Raw genomic sequence first — 23,537 nt, 5'->3', positions numbered from 1 at the left:
GGCTTATATTGCGGTTAATAAAAAAGATTTAGATGAAGAAAGCCGCAGTATTATGGACCGGGGGCAAAGATTGTGCTTTTGCCTTAATGGATTCCATTGGAAAATATAACATTGTAAAACTAATTACCTTTGTACCTGAGAATCACGAAGAATTTTTTGCTCATTCCATTGAGGTAATGAAAGCGCAAGCCTATAGTATTGGCTTGCCTCATGAATTAATTGAGGTGAAAGAACCTTTTAAAGAGGGTTATGTCGCTGCGATGCACCAAATTAAAAAATCCAATATAGAGGTATTGATCACGGGTGATATATCAACGGTAGACGGACATCCTAATTGGATAACGGAGTGTGCTTCGGGCATTATAGATGTAGATATGCCTTTATGGGAATTAGAGCGCAAAAGCTTAATGAAACGTATTGATGAAGATCAATTTAAAGTGGTTTGCTCATTATCTTACAAAAAGTATTTTGAAGAAACCATAACCGGTCGCATGTTAAATCCTGCTTTTGTAGCGGAGTTGTTGCAAATGGAAAACGAAGGTAAGATTGACGCTTGTGGCGAAAATGGTGAATATCACACAATGGTATTATCTGCTCCATATTTTAAATATGATTTAATAATTATGGAGGCAGAAATGTTTGAAGAGGATACCTTTAATTACTTACGTATTCGAAATATAGACTCCTCAGTAAAAAGATCATCGCCAATCGAAATTTCGTAATGAAAGAAATAACGTTTACTCTATAAACACATTGAATAAACTCCCAAGTACAAGTATATACATGTAGTACTATAGCTTTGTATCAAAGATTTTTGTAGTCACTAATTAAAGTTGAATGATGAAAAGATTTATAGGGTTTATAATGTTATTGATGATTGTAGCTGGTGTAACGAACATTAGCGCTCAGGCGATTGGTAAAAAGCACCTTGAGAAAATTGAAACTCAAGTAGAAGAGATTGCAACGGTAATGGGTTTAGATGATGCCCAAAAAGCGAAAGTTCTTGAGTATAAAAAGGAAAGTGCTTTAGAAGCACAAGCAGTAAATAAAAAATACGAAAAAGGATCTGATGACTACAAAGCTGCTAAAAAAGAAATTCAAACCACGTTTCATACTAAGTTAAAAGCCTTATCTACCAAGGAACAAATGAAGCTTTGGTCCGCACATAAAAAAAGCAAAAAACAAAGTATTTCATAAAAATATGAAGCCCTTATTTCAACTGAAATAGGGGCTTTTTTCTTTCTTCAAACTCCATAAATAGATATTTACGCTAAAGCACAAAGGATAAATTACGAGGACAATTCTTTGAATAGCTTAATGCTTTATTTGTATAAATATTTTTCTTAACCTCAATTAAGAAAACCATTTTTTTATGGAATTGAAATCTTACAATTAATTACACATGAAAATACAACACTATTTATTCTATGTGCTATTTTTAAGCATATTTCATTTGGGAAAAGCTGAAGGAGATAAAGTCAACATACTTGCCCCGTATTTATTCGGTTTTGAATCAGGTGGAAATGGTTGGTGGTTGCAGCACGATGAATATTGGCAATTATCCGATGAAATAGCCTCGCATGGTTCCTATAGTTTAAAATACTCCAATGAAACGATAATTACCGATGGTTCGAAAAAAGCACATGGTAGTAATTTAGTAGAATATCCCATAGTGCTAGATGCAGGCACATATACCATGACATTAAAAGTTTGGATTGTCAATGGTACTGAACTAACCGCCTTTAACACGATAATAAAAGATCCTGTATGGACAAATATTAAATGGGATATTGAAGGTGTTGAACGAGAAAAATGGGTGATGCTTACCCAAGAAGTATCATTTTCTCAAGCCATTAATGGCTCTGCTAGTATAATAACCATGGATCAAACCTATGGTGGAAAAGGAACATTTTATATTGATGAAATAGCCATTTGGGATGATGCTCCTGCAGAAATTGAAGAACTGCCGTACACATCCAATGTTAACTCCAAAGCAGGTGGATTAATAGATTTGGAACCAGGAACCTATGATGTTAAAACCAAAGTGTTTATAGAAGATGGTACAAGTATTTCTAAATTCTACACCTTTATCAATGAGCCTTGGTTGGCCTTGGATTGGGATATGGAATCGCTTGCTAAAGATGAGTGGGTTGAATTAACACAACAACTTATCATACCTAAAAAAGTAGAACAATCAGAATTTATTATTCAAGTGAATAATAACCCAGCTTATGGAGGAGGTAAAGGTTCTATTTACATCGATGACTTCAAATTTGAGTTTGTGTCAAGTGATGTAGCTTTAGGTAATACTCCAATATTTAGCTATGAAGTATTTCCTAACCCAAGTTCAGAAATTCTTCAAATAAAAACTCCTGAGCCTTGTACATATATTCTTTGTAATATGCTTGGAAAAGTAATGAAATCATCTTCCAACCCATCCAGTCATTTTACCATTTATGTATCCGATTTACCAAGCGGAATTTACTTGTTGCAGTTGAAGGTAGGCAATCAGCGTGTTGTGGAAAAAATAAAAATTAATTAGTCAATCATACAAAACATCATATTATGCGATATTATAATTTTCTATTATTCGTATTTCTAACTTTTTCAATTACAAATGCTCAAGTCAGTTACGACTTTGAAGATGAAGCTAAGTGGAACACCAATGCGAATTGGAGCATTTCAAGTAATGAGGCGGCCAAAGGTTCAAAGAGTTTAAATTATTTGGTTAACGAAAATTCAGTGCTACAGGACAAAGGTCTTGTAAGCATTGAAACTGGACATACCATACAAAAGGTTCGTGTAGCTAAAGAGAATGACAATAATTACATAGTAGCCAGTAGTTACGAAGGTGTATTAATGGGCGTTTCTTATGGTGGAAATGTGTTGTGGAAGAATAATCTGACAGGTTATATGGTACATGATATTTGGTGTGCCGATATAACCGGTGATAATACCGATGAAATTATTGTTGCCACAGCTGATGGTTGTATAATTGCTATTGATGCGCAAGGAAAAACTTTATGGAAGTTTCAGGATAGTGAGGTGCCCATGTATGCAACATGTGTGGTAAAAAAAGGCAATACTCCATATGTGGTTTGTGGCGGTTTAGATTTAAATATGTATTACTTATCAGCGCAAGGAGCACTGGTAAAAACGATTGCTTCATCCACTTATAGTGAAGAAAAAACGTGGGGTATAGATAAAAAATATGATTACCTGCACTATGCTAATTTCCTTCGTCCGATAACAAAGGCTGATGGAACGCAAGTTTTAGCCATGCATGCCAGCGACAATCATATGCAAGCCAAGGGCTCTATATACTTATTCGAAGTGTTGGCAGACGAACCTTATCAAGTCACAAAGGTGGATGCCACTTCACCAATTGGTGAGTTTCGAGTTTCTGATTACAATAATGATGGTACTGCCGAAATTTTATTAGGAGTTTCAAGTCATCAAAAAAGTGCTAGCATATCACGTTTAGATTTAGCTACGGGAACAACCAAAGACGATTGGCTGAAATATGAAATTACTGGACTTGGCTTTGGGTATACTGTGGCTCAACCGGAATTAATTAAAGATGGAAGCGAGGATAAGTACCTAGTAAGAGTTGGAAATCATATTGTACTAATCAATACTGACTTAAGTTCAGGTGAAGAAAAAATAGCATGTAATTATGCTTTTAACGATATGTGGAAAGATGGCAACAAGATAATTTTAGCCAGTGTTCAGAGCGGGGGAAGCAACATACATATTTTAGATACGCAACATGCCGATTGGAAAAAGTCTTTTAAAGCAATATCACCCACAGGTAAGCTACAAAAAATGAAAGATAACCATGAGGCTTATCGTGTGGCCTTGGAAGGTTACTCAAAACCTGCAGATGAACGAAATCCTCGTAAAGTGTATTTAATGACAGAAAATACGGATGATGGAATCGCTAAAGCTGTGGCCGATAATATACGATCAAACTACCAAAGTCCTATATTTTTAGGTGGGTCGCATACCAATAAAGCCGAAGACTGGGATCGCTCTGCAATGGCGAATGAAAAATATAAAAATAAACGTGATGGAAGAAGGCAATACGTATATTCTCGCCAGCAATGCCTCGACCTCTTACAACCATGGTACAATAACGAGCCTGGAATAGCCTATTGGGGTGGTCATGGTAACGATCCATACATGTTCCACATAGAAACTACCAAACAGGTATTAGATTATGCAGACGGCAAGAAAACTGTATTGATTTACCCAGAATTGGAGGACCATAGTGATGATTTTGCTTGGGTGATGGAAGATTTGTTTTATCCATTGGCCAACTATGCTAAAGATAAAAACGCCAACATATTTGTGCGTACTAAACACAATTTTTGGCAAGGCAATATCTATTTGCCAATGTGGGAAAAAGTAATGGATGGCGATTATGCAAATGTATTTGTGCCAGCTATGGAAGAAACTACCGATAAGGCCATGGATATTAGTATTGCTGCTCGTTCCGGAGTATGGGCTTCGGGTGCCTTTACGGATTGGGGAACTAGAGCAGTGCCTGATAACCCAAGTTTTGACCGTTCAAGACAATTTTCGCACCAACGTTTGCCAAGTCACTTTCTGCGTCATATAGTTTATCACATGGCTTGTGGAGCCACATATATTAACAACTTTAGTGTAGATCAGGACTATATGAGCATTCTTTGGGATTTAATTGCCAAGGGTGCGCTTTATGTTCCTGAATCAAATGAAATTGTAAGTTATTCTCCGGTTCACCTTTCGATGAAAGATCCTGACGAGCATTATATGACAGAATCGAGTAATGTAAAATGGTCAGTTTTTTATGATGAAGAATTTGAGAATAATAACCCTTTTGTTTTTAGTCGTCAGAATGGAACTTGGCCTGCCGCTAAAGTTAATGAGTGGGATTTTTCTAATTACGCAGGAGGAGTAAAAGATAGACGTCAAAACTACCTGCCTTCATACCCCAGTGGTTTAGTGCTCATTACACCTCCTCAAGATGGTGTATATGCGCGCGCAGGTGTTAGTCGTGGTAAATTAACGGATCATTTACATCCTATATACAAGGATATTATGAGGGAATACATCACCGATGGGCGTTTTTATTACTCGGCAGATGGTACACAAACCTTTAATGCAAACGAGTATAGTGATGTTATTGCCAATGATATAAAACAATTATCTAATAATTTACCCTTAACGGTAGAAGGTGACGTTGCTTGGGTGGTAGCCCAAACTGGTCCTAAAAAACTTCGATTAACGGTTATAGATGGTGGGTATTTAAACCCAAACGACAGAGAAGCTATAATTACTTTTAACTCTGTTACACCAGTTAAAATGAATGACATTTTAGATAAAACTAACTATGATATTAGCAATAAATCAAATGTTAAAGTAGAGGTGCCTTGCGGACTATTCCGATTTATCGAGATTGAATTACAAGAAGAATTGTAAGATAAATCTATAATGATGTAAAAAGGAACTTCTTTCATTAGGAGTTCCTTTTTTTATGCTTGTATGTTCCAACAATTGCTACATTCTTATTGTTATATTTGAACACTTTATAAAAATAAGATTAGTGAGGATTACATTTTTAGGAACAGGAACCTCCCAAGGAATACCCGTTATTGGATGTCAGTGTGAAGTTTGTAAGTCTGCCGACTCAAAAGATAAAAGGCTTCGCTCTTCAGTATTAATTGAAGTGGATGGATTACATCTTGTAATAGATTCTGGGCCAGACTTTCGCCAACAGATGTTGCGGCATGATGTAAGAAAATTGGACGGCATACTATTTACACATGAGCACAAAGATCATATTGCTGGTTTAGATGACGTGAGAGCGTTTAACTGGGTAAACAAAGTGCCTGCCGAGGTTTATGCAGAGCATCGTGTATCAAAAGCATTGCAAGTAGAATTTGCTTATGCTTTTGCAGAAAAACCATACCCTGGTGTTCCGAAAATTAATTTAAATATTATCGATGAACAGCCTTTTTATATTCAGAATACAGAAATAACTCCTATAAGAGGTAAACATATGCACCTGCCTGTTTTGGGTTATCGAATTAAAGATTTTACCTATTTAAGCGATTTTAATTATATCTCTGAAGAATCACTAGAAAATGTAAAAGGCTCTAAAGTAGTTGTAGTAAACGCAGTTCGTAAGGAGCCGCATGTTTCTCATTATTGTTTGAGCGAAGCTATTGAAGTCATACAAAAATCAGGAGCAGAACAAGGTTATATTACACATGTTTCGCACCAAATGGGGATGTATCAAAAGGAAAATAAATTGCTCCCTCATGGAATCGAATTTGCCTATGATAATTTAATCATAGATATTTAAGCCTCCTCGTTCTGGTCGATAGAACGAAGGAATAAAAAGATAGAGGAACCCACTAAAATTGTAAAAACAATTCCCATCACTTTCATGGAAAATGCCCGTGTATAAGCATCAGATAAGTACCCAATAAAAGGTGCTATAATGGCAAAAAATCCTCTGATGATTAAGCTTCGTATAGAAAGTACTGTAGCTCTAATATCACTCGATGTTATCCTATTGATATAATCTTTAAGTACCGGAGTGGCAATTCCTCTACTAAAATAAAATACTGCCAGTATTACTAATATCCAAGCAGATTCCATGAAACCAGAAAGAACATAACTACCAGTAATTATGATGGAAGTTAACCAAATGGTCATTTTAGGTTTTAATTTGGCTTCAATTTTATAAGCGAATAGGGTAGTGGTACCCACAATTAAATTTAATACGGTATGGGTGGTACCAATAGCGTACTCCGAAAAACCTAAATCATTGAGATATAATTGATATATCCAGGCCATCGTTAACGTAGCCGTACCGAGAATGCTCGAATACAATAAATTATAGCGCAGTTTAGCATTTTTTACGGTGGCATACCAAACCACACTTAGTATATCCTTGATACCTGGTTTTTTCCTTACGCCAGTTCTAATGGGTTCAATAAGCATGAATGAAGCAGGTACAGCCATAAAAGCGATGGCGGTTTGAAATATAAATGGATATCGCATATTAATGGCAGCGAGTGTTCCTCCAATAATTCCTGCCAACGCTTCGGAATAATTACCTACCGTAAAATTTCTACCTTCGTATTTTACATATTCCTTTTCACGCCCCGCCTGTTTTAAAGAGTCATACATAATTGCCGAGTCAGCTCCCGAAACAAAGCTTTGTCCGATACCTAAAATTACTTCAGCAATTAAAAACCAATAAAATCCAGATGTAGTGGCATAAACTAAAAAGCCTAGCGTTCCGAGTATTGAACCAATGATGAGTGTTTTTCGCCTCCCTAATACATCAGCCACATAGCCCGAAGGTATTTCGAAGATAACAATGGCAATGGAGTAAAACGCCTTTAACTGAAAGGATTCCCTATCCGAGAATCCCATGTCTTTGTAGAATAACATTAAAATAGGCATGGTTAGCATAAACCATTTGGCTATTTTAATAATGTATAATTTGCCGATATTCGACTCAAACCCTGTTCGCACCAATCCTATCGAAAAATGATTTTATAATTTTTTAGTAATGCCCTATTTCAACACTATAAATAATTAGAATGTTTAAGTTGGCCATTAACTTACATCTTTTCACTCATTAAAAGTGACCACTAATAATGACCTAACTCGCGCGCCATTTTATCAATATGCTTATTTTTATTAGGGTCTATTACTTTTTTAGTAGACTTTGCAGAAAGCATTTCTTTTCTCAGCTCAATTAAAGATGACGAAATAGTTTCCATCTTTTCTTTATTTCTGACTAACTGTTGCTCAAAACTGGCTAGCTTCTGCTTATTAATATCAGCCGCCTTGCTTAATTTTGTTTTATCAGCACTTAACTTATTATATTTGCTTTTTTGCGTTTCTAATTCGCCTTCTAACTGAGTAAACCTTTCTTTAGAAAGACTTAAAGCATACTTAATACTCGCTGTATCTCTCTTTAGCTTAATATTATCCGTTCTTAAATTTTTAAGTTCCTCAGTTGCCGATGCTGAGCTTTGTTTTGAAGATTTATAAAGCTTTATCGTTTCGTTAAGCTTATTCTCTAATGCTGTATTATCATCTGATAACTGAGTAACTTTTACCAATAAATCACTCATTTCATCCGATTTAACGGCATTACTTAAATGAAGCTCATTCTTCATTTTTTCAAAATCAGATATATTGGTTTCTATTCTACTGTTTAATGCTTTATTTTCTTTATTTGCAGCAGATAGCTTTTTACTCAGCTTAGCTTTATCGGCCAAACAGGCTTCGTATTTCTTTTTTGAAACAATACATCCGTTTAATAAGATAATGCTTGAAACAAGTAATATAGTCAGTTTCATAAGTTTTTTATTTATGATTATATCAATGTCAAAAGTAACAAAGTTTTTAATCTTTCCATCAAAATTAAAGTTTGTAAACGAAGATGGGAATTTAATATAAACAAGCTCAAAATAATTCTTACATTTATCGTTTAAAATTATAAGAAATGAAAAAGTACATGCGACATATATTGTTTTGTTTATCGCTAATTATTTTAGGATTAACCCCAATAAAAGCTCAAAATTTTAGTGTTACAGGCACTGTTATTAATGCCGAGACTGGAGCTGCAGTGGAGTTTGCTAATATTGGTGTAGAAGGGACCTATCTTGGTACAGCTTCTGACTTAAATGGTAATTTTGAAATCATTTTATCACAAGCTATAATTGACAAATTTGTTAGCGTATCGGCAGTTGGGTATAAAGCAAAGAGATTTAGTGTAAAAGATTGGGAAGGGCAAGAAGGGCTAATCATTCAGTTGGCACCTACTAATTATGGTATTTCTGAGGTTAATGTGGCCGCAAAATCCAAAGTGGGTTATGGTATCATTAAAACAGCATCGAATTTAATTTCTGAAAATTACACATCAAAGCCATTTACGTTAAGTGCATACTTTTTAAATAGTAAGTCTGGTGTAAAAAAGGAAGCCTTGGTGAAAATATCAGACAATAAAGGATATGGTGAGCGTTCTTTCACGGAATCATTTCAGAATAGAAATTTTAAAATTGTACAGAATAACGTAACCAAAGAAGCTCTATTATTAAAGGATGGCTTAACATTAACGGAAGAATTAATTAATGCGGATATTGTTAGGTCGCCAGGTAATATATTATCTATTGAAACCATCAATGAGTTTGACGTGAATGAAGAAGATGATGAAGTGATAGATGGAGAAAAAGTTTGGGTTATTTCTTATAAGTGTAAAAACCCTAGCATTCAAAATACTGGAGATGCTGAATGTATAGCTTATAGTGGCACTATATTTATTGCTCAAGATAATAATGCCATTATTAAGAATACTATCAAAGTGGTACGTCAAGGTAAGTTTCGACATGGAGTAAATTTCTCAAATCCAGAGGAAACTAAAGAAGAATTAAAATATGATATAGAGACTAGTTATAAACTTAATGAAGGAAAATATATCATTCATTCTATTAAATTAAATCAAGAATATAAAGGTGTAAAAGAAGCGGCTTGGCTTAAAGTAGTTGACATATTGCCATTGGATAAAAGTATTACTAGTCGTCAATATTTCAACAATACTAAAAAAGATGCTGATTTTTGGAATAGCTTTAAACGCCCATAGGAATTCTTCCTTCTAATAAATTATATGTTTTTGATGTTTGATTAGTGGACTTTTACTGGATTTATTATTAAATTAATAGTCCAAGAACTAATCTAAACAATCAAGACCATGGACGATAAAATAATCACCTTAGCAACGCTTTCGTTTGAAAAAGCTCAAATAGTAAAAACCTTATTGATTAATGAGGGTGTAGAATGTTTTCTCGAACATATTAATTTGCTTCAGGGAGCGGTTGCTGCTGGAGTAAAAGTGCAGATTAATGAGTTAGATTTTGAAAAAGCTATTAAGATATTTGATGCAATCCGAGAAACAGATTTTGAATTAAAACATAAACAGACTTCACCACCAGAAACCATTAAAATCTTAGTTCCTGTCGATTTTTCAGAATACTCCCAAAAAGCAGTTGATATAGCCTTTGACTGGGTAGTTCAAACAAAAGGCGAGATTATTTTATTTAATGCCTATTATTCACCTGTAGGTACAGGTGTTGGTTTTGGAGATTCCTTTGCTTATGACATTAACTCGGAAGAAGTTAGTTACGAGCTAAAAGAGGAAGCTGAAAAAAAACTTAGCCTTTTAAAAGAGGGACTCGATGAACGTATTTCCCAGGAAAATATAGATGATGTAACGGTAGCAACCGAATTAAGAAGAGGAATAGCCGAACACGAAATAATTACTTATAGCGAACTATATAAACCTTCGCTTATTGTTATGGGTACGCGAGGTGCGGACAAAAAGGTAGTAGATTTAATTGGAAGCGTAACAGCCGAAATTATTGAAGGTGCTAAAGTGCCTGTTTTAGCAGTTCCAGAGAGCTTCAATTATAAAAGTATTGAACAAATAAAAAACATTGGTTATCTGTCGGTATTTGGAGAAAGTGATTATATCGCCATAGAAAAATTAGCAAGCATAATACGTGCTTTAGATGTTAAAGTAAAGTGTGTTCATATCACTACAGATAAAGAGTCTGAACAGGATAAAGTAAAGATGGATGGATTGATTGAACACTTTAGTAATAAGCGTGTAGATTTGCCATTAGACTTTAAATTGGTTAATAATGAAGATTTTTGGGTAGGTATTGAAGGTTTTATTCAACTTGATAATATTGATGTATTGTCGTTTACCACATTTAAAAGAAATTTAATCTCAAGATTACTGAATCCATCGGTTGCTAAAAAAATGTTATTTCATTCAACTACTCCTTTGTTGGTTTTTCATGCTTAATTATTTAATTTTAAGCCTGAATAGATACTTGTTATCTCCATGGGGAAATATATTTTATTGTTTATTGTCATTTTTGGGCTTGCTCAAGGTGCGCTATATTGTCAAGAAATGTATGCAGTACGGGGTACTGTGTACATTAAAGATGGGAAAGCGGATAGAGTAAACCTTAGCGTATTTTCCTCTGATAGGGAGAAAAGAATTCCTGTGGATATTGATGGAGACTTCACTACTCAGTTGGATTGGAATAATAATTATCAGTTTTATTTTTCGAAACCTGGTTATATCAGTAAAAAAATAGATTTTTCTACTATTGTGCCAACTAACATAAATGAATCCAGATTATATCCCTATCAATTATTAGTCGAGTTGTTTCCAATGTTTCCGCATGCAGATACCGCGTTTTTTAGAAATCCCGTAGCAAAAATAAAATATTCAGATATCAATAATGATTTTGATTACGATCTCAATTATCAACTGGTGGTAAAAGAGAAGGTGCAGAAACTAAAAAAAGATTATCAAAGTTTTTTAAAGCAAAACATTTCAAAACCAGTTCCTGCAAAAGAAATTGTGGTAAAAAATCAAGAAGTGGCTGCTTTAAGGTATCAAAAGAGAGTAGAAACTAGCCAAAAGAAAAAAATAGTTCCTGTTAAAACAGCTGTAAGCAGGCCAGAGAAAGATGCTTCGAATAATGAAAGTAATCCATTTGGTTTACCTCCATTAAAAGCATTGTATCCCAATGGTAAGTCTATTGAGTCGTATAAAAGAAAAGGTAAAGTGATCACGCGTATTATCATGAAAAATGATAACTATCAGAAAGCCTTTTATAGAGTTAAGCATAATTGGGGAGGGCTATATTATTTTGTGCAAGAATCTCCTACTTACTACCGAAGTATCTCAAAGTATAACTTTGAGAAAGCCACTAAAATTTAAGATTTAGGTTAATTTATCCTTCTACATTTTCGAAAACAACAAAAAGGTAGCAAAAGTCATGCTTTTGTTTTGGGATTTAAAATAAATGTCTATTTTTGCATTATAATTTATAAGAGAAACGCATATACAGCTTATGGTTTGTAATTTACTCCATACAATTATTACAACAACTACTTCTACGTTCACCCCTAGGGGGGTCTAGCTGTTATATACCTACCATTGGGAGGTTTTATTTATAATAATAAACACCTTCTGAGATTTTTTCTAAAACTTTATTATTAGAAATTTGTATTGATCCAAAGCTTGGTTGTAAGATCACAAGTAAGCAATTAGTGAAAAGAATAATTCAATCAGATGACACTGTTGAAGAACGGTGAATAAATCCAAAAATAAGTATTGATGAAGGTTTTAAAATTTGGAGGAACATCAGTAGGCTCCTCAGATAGCATATTATTGGTTAAAAAGATTGTTGAATCGCAACAGGAACAAGTTTTAGTGGTGGTTTCTGCTGTAGGAGGAATTACGGATGAGCTAATTAAAGCTGCACATTTGGCCGAAGTTGGAAACCAAGAGTGCTTTGATGTTTCTAGTGAAGTAAAAGAAAAGCATTATAAAATAATAAGTGAGTTATTTCCTTTGGATGTAGCTCAAACCATAAAATTTAAAGTAGATCAACTTTTTGAAGAGGTAAGTACCATCATTAAAGGAGTATATATGCTAAAAGAAATGACCGTAAAAAGTCATGCTATCATTTCCAGTTTTGGAGAGCGTATTTCATCTTTTATGATTGCGGAATATATTAATGATGCAAAGTTGTACGACTCCAAAGACTTTATTTCTACAGACGAAGTGTTTGGTCGTGACTCTGTTGATTTTGAAATGACAGAATCGAAACTAAATGCCATTAAAGGTGATTTAGGTAAGGTTTCTGTGTTTCCAGGATTTATTGCCTCTAACAAACAAGGCGAAGTAACAACTTTAGGTAGGGGAGGTTCTGATTATACCGCAGCTATTTTAGCAGCAACTTACGATGCGTCGGTGCTAGAAATTTGGACTGATGTAAATGGTTTCATGACTGCTGATCCAAGGATTATCAGTAGAGCTTATTGTATTGATAGTTTAAGTTATTCTGAGGCTATGGAGCTTTCGCATTTTGGTGCTAAAGTAATATTCCCTCCAACTATTTTACCTGTATACAAAAAGAATATTCCTATTTTAATTAAGAATACATTTAATCCTGAGGCTAAAGGAACTTTAATTAATAACCAGAAAGAAGCTATAACTGGTAAGAAGATTAAAGGTATTTCGTCCATTAAGAATGTGTCATTATTGACCGTTCAAGGGCTAGGTATGATTGGAGCTACAGGTATTGCGATGAGATTGTTTAAGTCCATGGCACAAAAAAACATCAATGTAATTCTAATTTCTCAGGCATCTTCGGAGAACTCAATTAGTTTAGTGATTGATTCTCCTGTATCTGAAGAAGCGGTAGACCTAGTGAAAGCCGAATTTGAAACTGAGATTGCTCTGAATCAAATCAACAATATTTCGCTTGAAAGAAATATGGCTGTTATTGCCATTGTGGGTGAGAATATGAAGCATACCACGGGTATTTCGGGTAAGCTATTTAATAGCATGGGTAAAAACGGAATTAATATTTATGCTATAGCGCAAGGAGCTTCTGAGCTAAATATTTCTTTTGTAGTAAAAGAAAAAGATCTTAAAAAAGGTCTGAATACTGCACACGAGGCATTTTTCTTATCTCAATTTTCAGTTCTTAATTTATTTTTAGTAGGAACTGGTACTGTAGGAAAGATGTTAATTGAAAAAATTAATGCTCAGTCAGAAAAATTATTTTCTGAAAATAAGCTAAAAATTAGAATTGCAGGAATTACCAATAGCCGTAAAATGTTGCTCGATGCACAAGGCTTGGATAGTAAAAATATTATTGGTGATTTAATGGAGAAAGGCGAAACGGCCAATTTACAAGCTTTTAAGGAGCGTATTGTGGATTACAATTTAGCCAATAGTGTGATGGTTGATTGTACTGCTAACGAATCTATTGCTTCTATTTATCAAGGTGTTTTAGAGTCTAATATTTCTGTAGTTACAGCTAATAAAATTGCAAGTTCATCAGCATATGAATTATATCAAAAACTAAAATTAACGGCTTTAAACAAAGGTGTTAAATTTTTGTTTGAAACCAATGTGGGTGCAGGATTACCAATTATTGCACCCTTGAATAATTTGGTGATGAGCGGTGATAAGATTCTGAAGTTGGAAGCTGTTCTTTCTGGAACACTTAACTATATCGTAAATACAGTGGATGCGGACAAGCCTTTATCGGCAGTTATTCAGGAAGCCAAAGAAATGGGATACAGTGAGCCAGATCCAAGACTTGATTTAAGTGGAACAGATGTAGTTCGTAAAATCTTAATTTTGGCTAGAGAATCAGGTTATCCAATGGAGCAAAGCGATATTCAAGTAGTTCCGTTTGTACCTCAAAAATATATGGATGCAGATAGCTTAGAAACCTTTATGGAGGAAATAAAACAGCATGATGATGTATTCGAACAGCAACGTAAAGAGCTTGTTGCACAAGGTAAAAAGTTAAGATACGGAGCGAAACTAGAAAATGGTAAAGCCGAAGTAGGTTTTATCGAAGTAGATAGCAAACATCCTTTCTTTGAATTAGAAGGAAGCAATAATATTATTTTAATTACTTCGGAGCACTACAAAGAGCATCCAATGCAAATTAAAGGATATGGCGCAGGAGCTGAAGTTACTGCAGCTGGTGTGTTTGCCGATATTATTAAAGTAGCAAATAAATAATGGTCATTTGACATCAAAATATAAGCATATGAAATATTTAGTGATATTAGCAGATGGGGCTTCGGATGAGCCATTGAAAGAGTTAGGAGATAAAACGCCATTAATGGCAGCCAAAACACCTTACATCGATCAGTTATGTGCAGAGGGTGTTTCTGGTTTATTAGATACGGTTCCTCCTTCATTACATCCAGGTAGCGAGGTAGCCAATATGATGGTAATGGGCTATGATGCCGCTAAGTATTACAGAGGAAGAGGTGTTCTGGAAGCAGCATCTATGGGCGTTAAAACCTCTTTAGATGATTTAGTTTTTAGATGTAACTTAATATCTGTTGAGGATGAGAAAGTATTAAATCACTCAGCGGGACATATTTCTACAGAAGAAGCTAAAGAAATCATGGAGTTTCTTCAGGAAAAATTGGGTAATGATAAAGTAAATTTTCATGCAGGAGTGAGTTATCGTCATTTGATGGTAGTGAATGGAGGGAGTGATAAAATCAACTGTGTACCTCCTCATGATGTTCCAGGAACTCCAGTAAAAGATGTATTACCAAGTGCAAAGGAAGAGGCGGCTCAAGCTACTATTGATATTGTTGTGGATTTAATGCTAAAATCTAAGGAGTTATTAAAAGATCATCCTGTAAATGTTAAAAGAAGAGAAGCAGGTAAGCCAGCTGCCGATATGATATGGCCTTGGTCAGCGGGTAATACACCAGATATGCCAACCATGAAAGAGTTATATGGTATTGAATCTGGTGTGGTTATTTCAGCGGTTGATCTGATTTATGGATTAGGAGCATACGCTGGTTTAGATGGCGTTCACGTGGAAGGTTCTACTGGATTGTATGATACCAATTATGAAGGGAAAGCTGAAGCTGCTATTAAGGCTTTAAAAGAAAAACAATACGTATTTTTACATATTGAGGCTAGTGATGAAGCAGGTCATGAAGGTGACCATGTGTTAAAAACTAAAACCATAGAATACTTAGACGAACGTGTAGTGAAATATGTGATTGAGGAAGTAGAGAAAATGGACGAAGAGGTGACTATTGCATTGTTGCCAGATCATCCAACACCTTGTGCGCTAAAAACACATACACGTGATGCTGTTCCGTTTTTTATCAAAAAACCAGGGCAAGCACCAGATTCAGTTCAAGAATATAATGAGTTTGCGGCTAAAGAAGGAGCTTTCGGAACGATTTATGGTCCTGAGTTTATGCAAGAGTTACTTAAATAACAAAAGAGATTATAAAATAATTGAGTAGTTTTTATAAGTAAGAGCTACTCAATTTAAGATACTTGAAACATGCAATTTTACAGTACTAATTCACCAGATGTAAAAGTAAGCCTAAAAGAGGCTGTATTAAGAGGACTTGCTGCAGATAAAGGCTTATATATGCCTGAGGCAATTCCACAATTAGATGCTTCGTTTTTTGAAGATATTGAGAATAAGTCCTTACAAGAAATTGGTTTTGAAGTATTAAAACCTTTTTTCTGTCCAGATATTCCAGAAGATCAATTTAAAACCTTAGTGGATGATGCCTTGAGTTTTGATATTCCGGCTGTTAAGGTGACGGATGATATTTTTTCCTTAGAGCTATTTCATGGTCCTACATTGGCATTTAAAGATGTAGGAGCACGTTTTATGGCACGTATTCTATCATATTTTGTACAAGGGCAGGATAAAGAGATCAATATTTTGGTAGCTACATCGGGAGATACAGGAAGTGCTGTTGCCAATGGTTTTTATAAGGTTGCGGGTATAAATGTATTTGTGCTTTATCCAAAAGGTTTAGTGAGCGAAGTGCAAGAAAAGCAGTTTACCACTTTAGGAGAAAACATTACTTCTATTGAGGTTGATGGCACCTTTGATGATTGCCAGCGTATGGTAAAAGAGGCTTTCATGGATCAAGAGTTAAACGATAAGTTGGTTCTTACCTCGGCTAATTCAATCAATTTAGCACGTTTGTTACCACAGTCCATATATTATCATCACGGTTATGCTCAATTGCGCAAGCAAGGTGTTAAAGATGATATAGTGTATTGTGTACCTAGTGGAAACTTTGGAAATATTACTGCTGGACTTGTAGCTCAGGTAATGGGATTGCCCGTGAAAAAATTCATTGCTGCTACTAATATTAATGATATAGTACCTAAGTATCTGGAAACCGGTGAATATATTCCTGCTCCTTCAAAAGCTACCATTGCCAATGCCATGGATGTAGGTGACCCTAGTAACTTTGTTCGTATGATGGATTTGTATGATTCTAATCACGAAGTAGTCACTAAAAAGGTGGAAGGTATATCGTATACCGATGATCAGATTAGAGAAGGGGTGAAGCGTGTTGATGAAAGCAAAGGCTATGTTTTAGATCCGCATGGAGCTACAGGTTTTATGGCTTTAGAAAATAAGCTTAAGGATGGAGAAAAAGGAATCTTTTTAGAAACCGCGCATCCAACAAAATTTCCAGAAGTGGTAGAGCCCGTGATTGGACGGAAATTAGATGTACCGGAAAGGCTACAAGCCTTCATGAAAGGAGAGCCTAAGAATATTCAGCTTAAGGCTACATTAGAAGAATTAAAGACTTTCCTTTTAAAAGAGGCATAGTTATTGTTAAAATTTGAGTGAAATGTTTTACAATTGTTAAGTTTTTTAAAAAAAAAGTTATTTTTACGCTTCCAAATTGTAAACACGTAACATAAAATTATAAAATTTGAAAATTATGAAGAACATTCTTACAGTAACATTATTGTTATTCACAATGTTAGGAGCTGCATATGCGCAAGAGGAGAAAAGTGCAGCAGAATTAAAAAATGAAGGTAATGCTGCTTTTAAAGCAAAAGATTACAAAACTGCATTGGCTTCATTCGAAGCTGCCATTGATGCTTGGGACGAAGCTGAAGATATGGATGGTGCAATGATATACCTTGCTGCTAACTCTGCAAGAAAACTTAAGGATAACGAAAAAACGCTTAAGTATTATGCACAGTCTAAGGAGTTAGGTTATAAAGAAGATGCAGCAACTTATTACATTGGTACTACTCATAAGACTATGGGTAATATGGATGAAATGGAAAAAACAATGCTTGCGGGTATTGAGGAATTTCCAAACAGTAAATATGTAGCTTACATGAATAAAGCGTTAAGTACGCACTATGTTAAACAAGCTAATGAGTTTTTTACAAAAGGTATTAATATCTTAAATACTCGTGTAGAAGGAAATGCTGATCAATGGGATGCTATTAAAGGAAAAGCAAAAGTTGAATTAGATCAGGCAGGTGCTTTAGCGGATAAAGCTTTAGAGTATAACGCTAAGAATTCAACTGCTACTACTATTAAAACTAAAATTGTTGAATTGCTTAAAAGCTAATTCATAATTATAAACGTATAAAAAAAAGGATGAATCGATTAGATTCATCCTTTTTTTTTGTATCCTAATATTCGATGTTAGTTTTCACTAGCATCTGAATCTTTAACAGTTTTCTTTTTTTCGCTTTCAACGGTAGAAAATATTTTCTCATCTTTCTCGTTGAAATCTACTTTAATCACATCTCCTTCCGAAACAGAGGCTTGGATAATCACTTCTGCCATTTCATCTTCTAGATATTTTTGGATGGCTCTTTTTAGTGGTCTAGCACCAAAATTACTATCAAAACCTTTAGAAGCAATATAGTCTTTAGCTTTGTCAGTTATTTCAAGTTTGTATCCAAGTGCTTCCACTCTTGAGTATAATCCTTTTAATTCAATATCAATGATACCGTGAATATGCTCTTTATTCAATGTATTAAATACAACAACATCATCAATTCTATTTATAAACTCTGGTGCAAAAGCTTTCTTTAACGCTTTTTGAATGACATGACGAGCATGATCTGAATCAGACTCCTGACTTGCAGGTTGGAAACCAACACCACGACCAAAGTCCTTTAATTCACGACTACCTATGTTTGATGTCATGATGATAATGGTATTTTTAAAATCTACTTTTCTACCTAAGCTATCAGTCAATCTACCTTCGTCAAGAACTTGTAATAATAGATTAAATACATCAGGATGTGCTTTTTCAATTTCATCTAATAATACAACTGAATATGGTCTGCGACGAACTTTCTCAGTTAATTGACCACCTTCTTCGTAACCTACATACCCTGGAGGTGCTCCAACTAATCTTGAAACAGAGAATTTCTCCATATACTCACTCATATCAATACGAATAAGTGAATCCGTAGAATCGAATAGATATTTAGCCAATACTTTTGCTAAATGCGTTTTACCAACACCAGTAGGTCCTAAAAATACAAATGAACCAATAGGTCTGTTAGGATCTTTAAGTCCAGCTCTGTTTCTTTGAATAGCTTTTACAATCTTTTGGATGGCATCTTCCTGGCCGATTACACTTCCTTTTAATTGTTCCCCCATTTTAAGTAAACGGAACCCTTCAGCCTGAGCAACCCTTTGCACAGGAATACCGGTCATCATAGCCACCACTTCGGCTACTTTTTCAATATCCACTGTTTCTCTATGTTGCTGTAACTCTTTTTCCCATTTATCTTTGGCGCTATTAAGCTCCTCTAAAAAAGTTTTTTCCTTATCTCTAAAACTAGCGGCCAACTCAAAATTCTGTGCCTTTACAGCCTTTATTTTGTTTTCCTTCGTTTCTTCTATTTGTTCTTCAAGCTTTAGGATAGTCTCAGGAACAACGATGTTTGAAATATGAACACGAGAACCTGCTTCATCCAACGCATCAATTGCTTTATCTGGTAAATGACGATCAGTAATATATCTTTCCGTTAGTTTTACACATGCTTCAATAGCATCTTCTGTAAATTCTACATTATGATGATCTTCATACTTTTCTTTGATATTGTTTAATATCTCAACCGTTTCGTCAATGCTGGTAGGTTCTACCATTATCTTTTGGAAACGACGCTCTAGCGCACCATCTTTTTCAATGTGCTGACGATATTCATCTAAAGTGGTAGCTCCAATACATTGAATTTCGCCACGTGCTAGTGCAGGTTTTAGCATGTTAGCTGCATCTAATGATCCTGTTGCACCTCCAGCACCTACTATAGTGTGAATTTCATCAATAAATAGGATAATGTTAGGGTTTTTAGAAAGCTCATTTAAAATAGCTTTCATTCTCTCCTCAAACTGACCTCTGTATTTTGTGCCAGCCACAATCGAAGCCAAATCTAAAGTGATAACGCGCTTGCCGAATAGTACACGAGATACCTTCTTTTCGTGAATCCTAATTGCTAAACCTTCAGCAATGGCCGATTTACCTACTCCAGGTTCACCAATTAATATAGGGTTGTTTTTTTTACGACGACTTAATATTTGAGCCAAACGCTCAATTTCGTTTTCGCGCCCAACAATAGGATCTAGCTTACCTTCTTCGGCAGCCTGCGTCATGTCAATACCAAAATTATCTAAAACAGGTGTGTCTGATCCTTTAGATCCACCAGAAGATCTTGGTGCATCAGAACCTCCACCGCCTGATGAAAAAGGGCTATCTTGATCATCATCTTCTGGTAAATCAGCTTTAGCTAATGGTTCGTTATTAGTCATTAATCCTTTTACTTTCTCGTAATTAATTCTTTTTTCTGCCATAAGTTCAGGTATAAATCCATGGTTATCCTTTAATAAAGCTAAAAGCAAATGTCCTGTATTAATACTCTCGCTTTTCACCGCACGTGCCTCTAAGTATATTAGTCTCAAAATACGTTCCGATGATTTTAATAACGGAATATGATCCGTGTGTTCTAATACAACATTTGTTTTAAGCTTAGATTCAATGTTGCTCTTTAGCTTATTCAAATCAATTTGAAGTTGCTCTAGTATTTCAATGGCAGTTCCTTCACCTTCTCTTAGTAAACCTAAAAATAAATGTTCAGGTGATATATAAGGGTTGCCTAATCTTTCAGCTTCTTCTTTTGAAAAACCAATTACATCATTAATCCTTTGTGAAAAATTCAAATTCATGTGATATAAGTTTTCTCAGTTATTACAATAATCATACTAAATGCCAAAAACTGACATTTCTTCATATTAATATTATCTATCAAGTAATATTGTCTGTTTGCCAGATTAACATTAAAGTAAGGTAATACTAATTTAAAAGTACTATTATTTTTAATTTTACCATACGTTTTTGTATGAAAATCGTAATATTTATGCGCTTTTCAGCATGTTTATTACCTGTTTATAAATTGTGTTAAGAAACACTTTCTTATTCCCAAGTAAATAACTAAATTAGGCCGTCCAAAAACAGGCTGTTATAGGCCTGTTTTCGTTTGTATATTCTAATTCATAATTTAATTATAAATGGCTGAAGGAGAGAAAATAATAAAAATTAATATTGAGGAAGAAATGAAATCGGCCTACATTGATTATTCAATGTCGGTTATTGTTTCAAGGGCATTGCCTGACGTTAGAGACGGTTTTAAGCCTGTACACAGACGTGTACTGTATGGAATGAGTGATTTAGGAGTTACTTCCACTAAGCCATATAAAAAGTCTGCCAGAATTGTAGGAGAGGTGTTAGGTAAGTATCACCCACATGGCGATTCATCTGTATATTTTGCCATGGTGCGTATGGCACAGGATTGGTCTTTAAGATATCCGCTTGTTGATGGCCAAGGAAACTTTGGTTCTGTGGATGGTGATAGTCCTGCAGCAATGCGTTATACCGAGGCACGATTAAATAAAATTGCAGAGGAAACCTTAATCGATATTGATAAAAGAACAGTTGATTTTCAGCTGAACTTTGATGATTCGATGCAAGAGCCAACGGTTTTACCAACCCGTATACCTAACTTATTAGTGAATGGAGCTTCAGGTATTGCAGTAGGTATGGCTACCAACATGCCACCTCATAACTTAACCGAAATTATTAATGCTACTGTAGCATATATCGAAAATAGTGAAATCGATATTGAGGGTCTTTTGGAGTATGTAAAAGCACCAGATTTTCCAACAGGAGGTATTATATATGGTTATAAAGGTGTAAAAGATGCCTTTGAAACAGGTAGAGGTAGAGTTGTTGTTCGCGCAAAAGCAGAAGTTGAAACAGATGCTAATAGAGATAAAATCGTTATTACCGAAATCCCTTATTTAGTAAACAAGGCTGAGTTAATTATTAAAATTGCTGAGTTAGTTAACGATAAGAAAATTGAAGGTATATCTAACGTAAACGATGAGTCGGATAGGGATGGTATGCGTATTGTAGTTGATTTAAAACGTGATGCTATTGCTAACGTTGTATTAAACAACTTATATAAATTAACAGCGCTTCAGTCTTCTTTTAGTGTTAATAATATTGCACTGGTAAAAGGTCGTCCACAAATGCTTAACCTAAAAGGTTTAATTAGCAACTTTGTAGAGCACCGCCATGATGTGGTTACTCGCCGTACGCAATATGAATTAGAGCAAGCCGAAAAAAGAGCTCATATTCTTGAAGGGTTAATTATTGCTAGTGATAATATTGATGAAGTTATCAAAATTATTAGAGCAGCTTCGAGTCCTGATGAAGCAAGAGAAAAATTAATTGAGCGTTTTGAGCTTTCTGACATTCAGGCTCGTGCCATTGTTGATATGCGTTTACGCCAGTTGACAGGACTAGAGCAAGATAAGTTACGTGGCGAATACGAGGAGTTAATGAAGACTATCGCTGATCTTAAAGATATTTTAGCAAACGAACCTCGTAGAATGCAAATTATTACAGAGGAGTTAGTTGAAATCAGAGAAAAATATGGTGACGAAAGAAAAACTGAGATAGTTTATTCTTCGGAAGAATTTAACCCAGAAGATTTTTATGCCGATGATGAAATGGTAATTACTATTTCGCACATGGGTTATATCAAAAGAACACCATTAGCAGAATTTAGAACACAGTCGAGAGGTGGAGTTGGTTCTAAAGGAAGTACCACTCGCGACGAAGACTTTATCGAACATTTATATCCTGCTACAATGCACAACCATATGTTGTTTTTCACAGCAAAAGGGCGTTGTTTTTGGTTAAAAGTATACGAAATTCCTGAAGGAGCTAAAAATACTAAAGGTAGAGCTATTCAAAACCTATTGAATATTGAAGCTGATGATAAAGTAAAAGCGTTTATTAAGGTTAAAAAACTGACGGATCAAGATTATATCAACAATAACTACATCATTATGGGTACCAAGAAAGGTATCATTAAAAAGTCGTTATTAGCTGATTATTCTCGTCCTCGTGTAAATGGTGTAAATGCTATCACAATTAAAGAAGATGATGAGTTAATACAAGCACGATTAACTGATGGTGAAAACGAAATTCTAATGGCTACACGTACTGGTAGAGCCATCCGTTTTAACGAATCTAAAGTAAGATGTATCGGTCGTACTGGCTTGGGAGTTAGAGGAGTATCTTTGGATACAACTAGCGATGAAGTAGTTGGCATGATATGTGTAAAAGATATAGAACTTGAGGATGTGCTTGTAGTATCTGAAAAAGGTTTTGGTAAACGTTCTAAAATTGAAGATTATCGAATTACCAACCGCGGAGGTAAGGGTGTAAAAACAATGAAGATTACCGACAAGACAGGTGCACTAATATCCATTAAAAATGTAACAGACGATAATGACTTGATGATTATAAATAAATCAGGTATTACTATTCGTTTGGCCTTATCTGAACTAAGAACCACTGGTAGAGCAACGCAAGGTGTTAAAGTAATTAACCTTAAAAATAGTGATGAAATAGCCTCTGTAGCTAAAGTAACTGCATTTAAAGAAGAGGTTGTTACTGAAACTGAAAGCGAAGAAGCTACGGAAAATGAAACGCCAACAGGTGAAGCTACCAATGATGAAAACCTAAATACTAACGAGGATAACGACATTAATAACGAACAAGAATAAAACTAA

Annotated in this window: 16 protein-coding genes; 13 read left to right on the top strand and 3 right to left on the bottom strand. The window is 34.9% G+C overall.

The annotated features are described in order from the left end of the window. Nucleotides 1-32: 32 nt before the first annotated feature. From A8L32_RS15970 to A8L32_RS15950, 5 genes are all read left to right on the top strand, one after another. On the top strand, nucleotides 33-722 hold the full coding sequence (locus A8L32_RS15970; protein WP_066631838.1) for a Dph6-related ATP pyrophosphatase: 690 nt from the start codon (nucleotides 33-35) through the stop codon (nucleotides 720-722). Nucleotides 723-837: 115 nt separating this feature from the next. After that, entirely contained in the window at nucleotides 838-1,197 is a 360-nt protein-coding gene (locus tag A8L32_RS15965) for a hypothetical protein (protein WP_066631836.1), read from the top strand. A gap of 205 nt (nucleotides 1,198-1,402) precedes the next feature. After that, on the top strand, nucleotides 1,403-2,542 hold the full coding sequence (locus tag A8L32_RS15960; protein WP_066631830.1) for a T9SS type A sorting domain-containing protein: 1,140 nt from the start codon (nucleotides 1,403-1,405) through the stop codon (nucleotides 2,540-2,542). A 23-nt stretch (nucleotides 2,543-2,565) separates the two neighbouring features. Continuing rightward, nucleotides 2,566-5,463, top strand: coding sequence for a hypothetical protein (locus A8L32_RS15955; protein ID WP_066631829.1), 2,898 nt, complete (start codon nucleotides 2,566-2,568; stop codon nucleotides 5,461-5,463). 124 nt (nucleotides 5,464-5,587) lie between these two features. Beyond that, nucleotides 5,588-6,349 (top strand): MBL fold metallo-hydrolase, encoded by a 762-nt coding sequence (locus A8L32_RS15950; RefSeq protein ID WP_066631828.1) that lies wholly within the window; start codon nucleotides 5,588-5,590, stop codon nucleotides 6,347-6,349. On the opposite strand, the gene A8L32_RS15945 is transcribed toward A8L32_RS15950, so the two are convergent. Both A8L32_RS15945 and A8L32_RS15940 read right to left on the bottom strand, forming a co-directional pair. Continuing rightward, complete coding sequence (locus A8L32_RS15945) at nucleotides 6,346-7,461, bottom strand: MFS transporter (RefSeq protein ID WP_233145496.1); 1,116 nt, start codon at nucleotides 7,459-7,461, stop codon at nucleotides 6,346-6,348. The two genes, A8L32_RS15950 and A8L32_RS15945, sit on opposite strands and share 4 nt — an antisense overlap. Nucleotides 7,462-7,652: 191 nt before the next feature. Continuing rightward, on the bottom strand, nucleotides 7,653-8,369 hold the full coding sequence (locus tag A8L32_RS15940; RefSeq protein WP_066631826.1) for a coiled-coil domain-containing protein: 717 nt from the start codon (nucleotides 8,367-8,369) through the stop codon (nucleotides 7,653-7,655). A 146-nt stretch (nucleotides 8,370-8,515) separates the two neighbouring features. Between A8L32_RS15940 and A8L32_RS15935 the strand changes: the two genes are divergently transcribed. The 7 genes from A8L32_RS15935 (at nucleotide 8,516) to A8L32_RS15905 (ending at nucleotide 18,006) form a co-directional block, all read left to right on the top strand. After that, nucleotides 8,516-9,652 (top strand): carboxypeptidase-like regulatory domain-containing protein, encoded by a 1,137-nt coding sequence (locus A8L32_RS15935; protein WP_066631824.1) that lies wholly within the window; start codon nucleotides 8,516-8,518, stop codon nucleotides 9,650-9,652. 108 nt (nucleotides 9,653-9,760) lie between these two features. Next, nucleotides 9,761-10,876 carry a universal stress protein gene (locus A8L32_RS15930; protein ID WP_066631823.1) on the top strand — a complete coding sequence of 372 codons (1,116 nt, stop codon included), beginning with the start codon at nucleotides 9,761-9,763 and terminating at the stop codon, nucleotides 10,874-10,876. 108 nt (nucleotides 10,877-10,984) lie between these two features. Then, entirely contained in the window at nucleotides 10,985-11,806 is an 822-nt protein-coding gene (locus A8L32_RS15925) for a hypothetical protein (protein ID WP_143525137.1), read from the top strand. A gap of 399 nt (nucleotides 11,807-12,205) precedes the next feature. Beyond that, nucleotides 12,206-14,638: a bifunctional aspartate kinase/homoserine dehydrogenase I gene (gene thrA / locus A8L32_RS15920; RefSeq protein ID WP_066631818.1), complete on the top strand. Its 2,433-nt coding sequence runs from the start codon at nucleotides 12,206-12,208 to the stop codon at nucleotides 14,636-14,638. Nucleotides 14,639-14,666: 28 nt separating this feature from the next. Further along, nucleotides 14,667-15,872: a cofactor-independent phosphoglycerate mutase gene (locus A8L32_RS15915; RefSeq protein WP_066631816.1), complete on the top strand. Its 1,206-nt coding sequence runs from the start codon at nucleotides 14,667-14,669 to the stop codon at nucleotides 15,870-15,872. A gap of 69 nt (nucleotides 15,873-15,941) precedes the next feature. Continuing rightward, the gene (gene thrC / locus A8L32_RS15910) at nucleotides 15,942-17,243 is read left to right on the top strand and encodes a threonine synthase (RefSeq protein WP_066631815.1); all 1,302 of its coding nucleotides are present in this window, start codon (nucleotides 15,942-15,944) and stop codon (nucleotides 17,241-17,243) included. A gap of 115 nt (nucleotides 17,244-17,358) precedes the next feature. Further along, the gene (locus A8L32_RS15905) at nucleotides 17,359-18,006 is read left to right on the top strand and encodes a tetratricopeptide repeat protein (RefSeq protein ID WP_066631814.1); all 648 of its coding nucleotides are present in this window, start codon (nucleotides 17,359-17,361) and stop codon (nucleotides 18,004-18,006) included. A 77-nt stretch (nucleotides 18,007-18,083) separates the two neighbouring features. Here the strand turns inward: A8L32_RS15905 and A8L32_RS15900 are convergent, their stop codons facing one another. Beyond that, the gene (locus A8L32_RS15900) at nucleotides 18,084-20,621 is read right to left on the bottom strand and encodes an ATP-dependent Clp protease ATP-binding subunit (RefSeq protein WP_066631813.1); all 2,538 of its coding nucleotides are present in this window, start codon (nucleotides 20,619-20,621) and stop codon (nucleotides 18,084-18,086) included. 342 nt (nucleotides 20,622-20,963) lie between these two features. Here A8L32_RS15900 and gyrA point away from each other — a divergent pair, with 342 nt between their 5' ends. Further along, nucleotides 20,964-23,531, top strand: a complete 2,568-nt coding sequence (gene gyrA, locus A8L32_RS15895; RefSeq protein ID WP_066631809.1) for a DNA gyrase subunit A — start codon at nucleotides 20,964-20,966, stop codon at nucleotides 23,529-23,531. Nucleotides 23,532-23,537: the final 6 nt, after the last annotated feature.

Source organism: Labilibacter marinus (genome assembly GCF_001659685.2).
Lineage (GTDB): Bacteria > Bacteroidota > Bacteroidia > Bacteroidales > Marinilabiliaceae > Saccharicrinis > Saccharicrinis marinus.
This window is presented reverse-complemented; position numbering and strand designations above follow the sequence as displayed.